5 protein-coding genes are annotated in these 4104 nt (G+C 64.5%); 1 reads left to right on the forward strand and 4 read right to left on the reverse strand.

Annotated features, from left to right (window positions below):
* Positions 1-894 (reverse strand): P-type ATPase actuator domain-containing protein (locus PGX04_RS23305; protein ID WP_465263839.1); only part of this gene is annotated, 894 nt, incomplete at its 3' end.
* A gap of 135 nt (positions 895-1029) precedes the next feature.
* Here PGX04_RS23305 and hisG point away from each other — a divergent pair.
* On the forward strand, positions 1030-1890 hold the full coding sequence (gene hisG / locus PGX04_RS23310) for an ATP phosphoribosyltransferase (protein WP_273740695.1): 861 nt from the start codon (positions 1030-1032) through the stop codon (positions 1888-1890).
* A 68-nt stretch (positions 1891-1958) separates the two neighbouring features.
* On the opposite strand, the gene PGX04_RS23315 is transcribed toward hisG, so the two are convergent.
* The 3 genes from PGX04_RS23315 to PGX04_RS23325 all read right to left on the reverse strand — a co-directional run.
* On the reverse strand, positions 1959-2378 hold the full coding sequence (locus tag PGX04_RS23315; RefSeq protein WP_273740696.1) for a DUF7344 domain-containing protein: 420 nt from the start codon (positions 2376-2378) through the stop codon (positions 1959-1961).
* A 524-nt stretch (positions 2379-2902) separates the two neighbouring features.
* Positions 2903-3463, reverse strand: a complete 561-nt coding sequence (locus PGX04_RS23320; protein WP_006092636.1) for a TATA-box-binding protein — start codon at positions 3461-3463, stop codon at positions 2903-2905.
* A 141-nt stretch (positions 3464-3604) separates the two neighbouring features.
* On the reverse strand, positions 3605-4104 hold a 500-nt coding region (locus PGX04_RS23325), incomplete at its 5' end, for a hypothetical protein (protein WP_273740697.1).

Raw genomic sequence — 4104 nt, forward strand, 5'->3', positions numbered from 1 at the left:
CGAGTCACCCTCCTCGACGACGCCGTCCGCCGGCACGCTCGCGCCGGGCCGAACGAGGACGAGGTCGCCTTCCTCGAGGTCGCTCGCGGGAACCTCCTCTATTTCACTGGACTGCGTCCGGTCGTCCGCGGAACGTGGTCCCGCGCTCTCACCGTCGTCGGTGATCCGTTCCGCGGTGTCCGGCATGAGTTTCGCCAGTTCGTCCAGCGCGCTCGAGGCCCGCCGGACCGAGCGCATCTCGATCCAGTGGCCCAGCAGCATGATGTCGATCAGCGTCACGAGTTCCCAGAAGAAGGCGGCCTCCGTGGGGACGACGAGACTCGCGAGGCTGTAGACGAACGCGACCGTGATCGCCATCGAGATGAGCGTCATCATCCCCGGCGCGCGATCCCGCAGTTCCGGAGCGGCCATCCGGAGGAACGGAACGCCGCCGTAGGCGAAGACGATCACCGCGAAGACGGGGGTGAGCCACTCGCTGCCGGGGAACGCCGGCACCGAGAAGCCGAGCCACGCCTGGAGCGTCTCGCTGTAGAGGAGGACGGGAATCGAGAGCAGCGTCGAGACGAAAAACCGCCGCCGGAACATCGTTTCGTGGCCGGCATGCATGCCGCCATCGTCGTGGTCGTGGTGGCCATCGCCGTGGCGGTGACCGCCACCGCCGCGAGCGTCGTCAGCACCGCGGCTACCGTGACCACCGTCGTTGCCGTGCTCACCGTGCCCGGCGTGGTCCCCTTCGCGCTCCTGGCGATCCCGGATTTCGTCTCTCCCCCGTTCGGCGTCGTCGGCCTCGTCCTCGAGCAGCGACCGCTCGACCCGGTCCGGTCGGTCGCCGTCGTCTCGATCGGTATCGGGCGGCTCCGGGTCGTTCCCGGTTCGGCGGTCGTGGTCGTCCATCGGTCAGTTCTCGACCGGCTGCTATGCGGTCACGCACCAAGGAAGTGGGGCTGGCTGCTCCCGGGAGAAGGGGTCTGAGGTGGGCGTCGGTCGGATGAAAAGACAATTCCCGCCCCGCCGCTAACGTGCCAGCATATGCGAATCGCCGTTCCCAACAAGGGCCGCCTGCACGAGCCGACGATCGACCTCTTAGAGCGGGCGGGCCTCCACCTCGAGAACGGAGCGGATCGAAAGCTCTACGCGGATACTGTCGACCCCGATGTGACCGTGTTGTTCGCTCGTGCGGCCGATATTCCGGAGTACGTCTCCGACGGCGCGGCTGATCTCGGCATTACGGGCTTCGATCAGGTTCGAGAAGCGCGCGTGGACAACGTCTCGGAACTACTGGATCTCGAGTTCGGGCGCTGCCGACTCGTCCTCGCGGCCCCCGAGGACGGCGATATCGAGCGACTCGAGGATCTGGCGGGCAAGACGGTCGCCACCGAGTTCCCGAACGTCACCGCGGACTTCTTCGCCGGTACCGGCGTCGAGCCGGATATCGTCGAGGTGTCGGGCGCGACGGAACTCACGCCCCACGTCGAGATGGCCGACGCCATCGTCGACATCACGAGCACCGGGACGACGCTGAAGATGAACCGACTCGCTATCGTCGACGAGGTCCTCTCGAGTTCCGTCCGGCTGTTCGGTCGCGACGACGTGCTCGACGAGCCCAAGATCGACGAGGTCAGGACCGCTCTCTCCTCGGTCAAGCAGGCCGAAGGCAAGCGCTATCTGATGATGAACGTTCCTCGAGACCGACTCGAGGACGTCCGCGACGTCATCCCCGGACTGGGCGGGCCGACGATCATGGACATCGCCGACGAAACCGACGACGAGTCGACCGTCGCCGTTCACGCCGTCGTCAACGAGCGAAACGTCTTCGAGACGATCACCGAGGTCAAAAACGCCGGCGCGAGCGATATTTTGGTGACCGAGATCGAGCGACTGGTCGAGTAGGCCGGTCAGCCGGGACTCGAGCGACTGGTCGAGTCGAGGCTCGAGCACCCGATCGATCTGAGCCCGGGCTACTCGAGTCGGGCGGCGATCGGTCGCTCGAGCGAGTCGAACTCGAGGAGCGAGTCGAACGCGGCGCAGTTCGCCGCCGGGCCGACGAGGCTCCGCACCCGATCGAAGCGCACGATATCGTGTTCCTCGAGCAGCGGAAGGTGGGTTTCACGGAGCGACGTGTGGATCCGCTGGCGCAGCTGGTGGATCGTCGTCCCGACCGTCGGGTCGTGTTCGGCGTCGGCGAGCCGGCCGACGAGCGTTCGGAGCCGGATCGGATCGTCGGTCGCGAGCACGCAGCGGAGGATTTCGCACCGACGGTCGCTGTCTACGACGCGGGAGATCGTCTCGCGCGGGAGAGGGCGACGACCGAGCGCACCGTCGTTGCCGAGGCGAAACCGATCCGACGCGGTCGGCGTTCGATCAGGGTGGATCGTCATGGGCACGAGAAAGTCAGCGACGGCGCTCCGGATAAACGCGACCGGTCGTTTCGACGAGTATGGCACGATTCAGGCCAGTCGGACACGCTATTGCCGGAATGAACGGTTCATAATCCGATCAAAGCGGCGACGAGCCAGGTGACCGATGCGGGAACTCGAGACGGTTCAGAAACGGAGCGGACCCCAGAACGCGAGTAATCTATCACTACCGGCTGGTGAAGAACGGAAGCGGTCCGCAGAATGCGGATTCGGGACGATATCGCTCGAACGATCACCGACGAGGCGGCTGTGAGACGGACCGGTGTACGCCAGTTTCGGAGCAGCCGCGAACCGTCCTGCGATTTCCGAGAAATCGGTACAGCGGACCGTCTGAACGGACGGCCACTGAGGAGTATCGGAGACGGTCAGAGAGTCGGAATACAGGACCGAGAGACACGAGCGAGTCGAAAAGCACGAAACGCCCGGTTAGCTACGAGACTCCCTCACTGTGGCGGCGACACCGGCTCGAGAGAAATCTGACGGCGTTACTCGAGCAGGCCGAGGTCCTCGAGCCTGGAGACGATCTTGTCGACCGCGTGTTCGGCGTCGACGGGCTTTTTCCCGCCGGTGATGACGAGCTTCCCGGAGCCGAAGAGCAGGGCGACGACCTCGGGGTCGTCGAGTCGGTAGACGAGGCCGGGGAACTGCTCGGGCTCGTACTCGATGTTCTCGAGGCCTAGCCCGATGGCGATCGCGTTCAGGTTAAGGTTCCGGCCCAGATCGGCCGAGGTGACGATGTTCTGGACGACGATCTCGGGGTCTTCGTTGACCTGGATCTGGAGCTCACGGAGCTTATCGAAGACGATTCGCAGGCTCTCGTGGACGTCGTCGGTGCTTTTCGCGCCGGTACAGACGATCTTTCCCGATCGGAAAATCAGGGCGGCGGATTTGGGATTCTGGGTTCGGTAGACGAGACCGGGGAACTGCTCGGGGTCGTAGTCGGCCCCCTCGAGGTCCATCGCGACACTCTGGAGGTCGAGTTCCTGCCCGATGCCGGTCGACGCCACCACGTTTTCGATATTGATGGTGTCCTTCGGATCCGTCATTAGTCGCTTAAAAAGACGTATTTAAGGTTTATAAAGGTTGGTGCCGCCACCTGATATATCCGGTATATACGACCGAAATCGATACGAGAACGTGGGCGGTTTTAGCTGCTTGCAGAGGCAACGTCCCCTCTTAGTCCGTAATTAAAACCACGCGGGGTGGCGCGCGCTGGGTCGCGGTTCGCCGTCAAGCGAACCGCGGACTGAATTCGCGCGAGCGAACGGTAGCGCGGAACCACCGGTCCCGCGAACCATCCGGATAGTGCGAGACCGGCGGTCTCGCATACCGTGCGAATAGTGCGAGGTCGTGGCCTCGCAGACCATGTGAACGGGCGCTACGCGCCCGTGAACAGTCGGCGACTCCGCCGCCGTGAGCAGACGGCCTTCGCCCGTGAGTAGCAATCGGCCGGGGAGGGCGTGGCGATTCCATGTCGTCGCGATAGCAGAGCGCTCGTTTTCGATGAGATCCGTCCTCGAGTCAGTAGTAGGGGCTGATACGTCGGATAGGCGGTCCGCGAGTGATTCGCGAAAAGCGGCAGCCTCATACTCGAGGCGCGGCGACAGTCGACCGTGTACCTGCTCGAGTTCGGCGGCGAGGACGACGCGTTCGCGGCCCGCGAAGCGCGGAGCGCCGCGACCGGCGT

The sequence above is a fragment of the Natrinema soli genome (genome assembly GCF_028618695.1).

Coding starts and splice junctions, on each gene's coding strand:
- hisG (WP_273740695.1), top strand. CDS start 1,030: ATGCGAATCGCCGTTCCCAACAAGGGCCGCCTGCACGAGCCGACGATC.
- PGX04_RS23315 (WP_273740696.1), bottom strand. CDS start 2,378: ATGACGATCCACCCTGATCGAACGCCGACCGCGTCGGATCGGTTTCGC.
- PGX04_RS23320 (WP_006092636.1), bottom strand. CDS start 3,463: ATGACGGATCCGAAGGACACCATCAATATCGAAAACGTGGTGGCGTCG.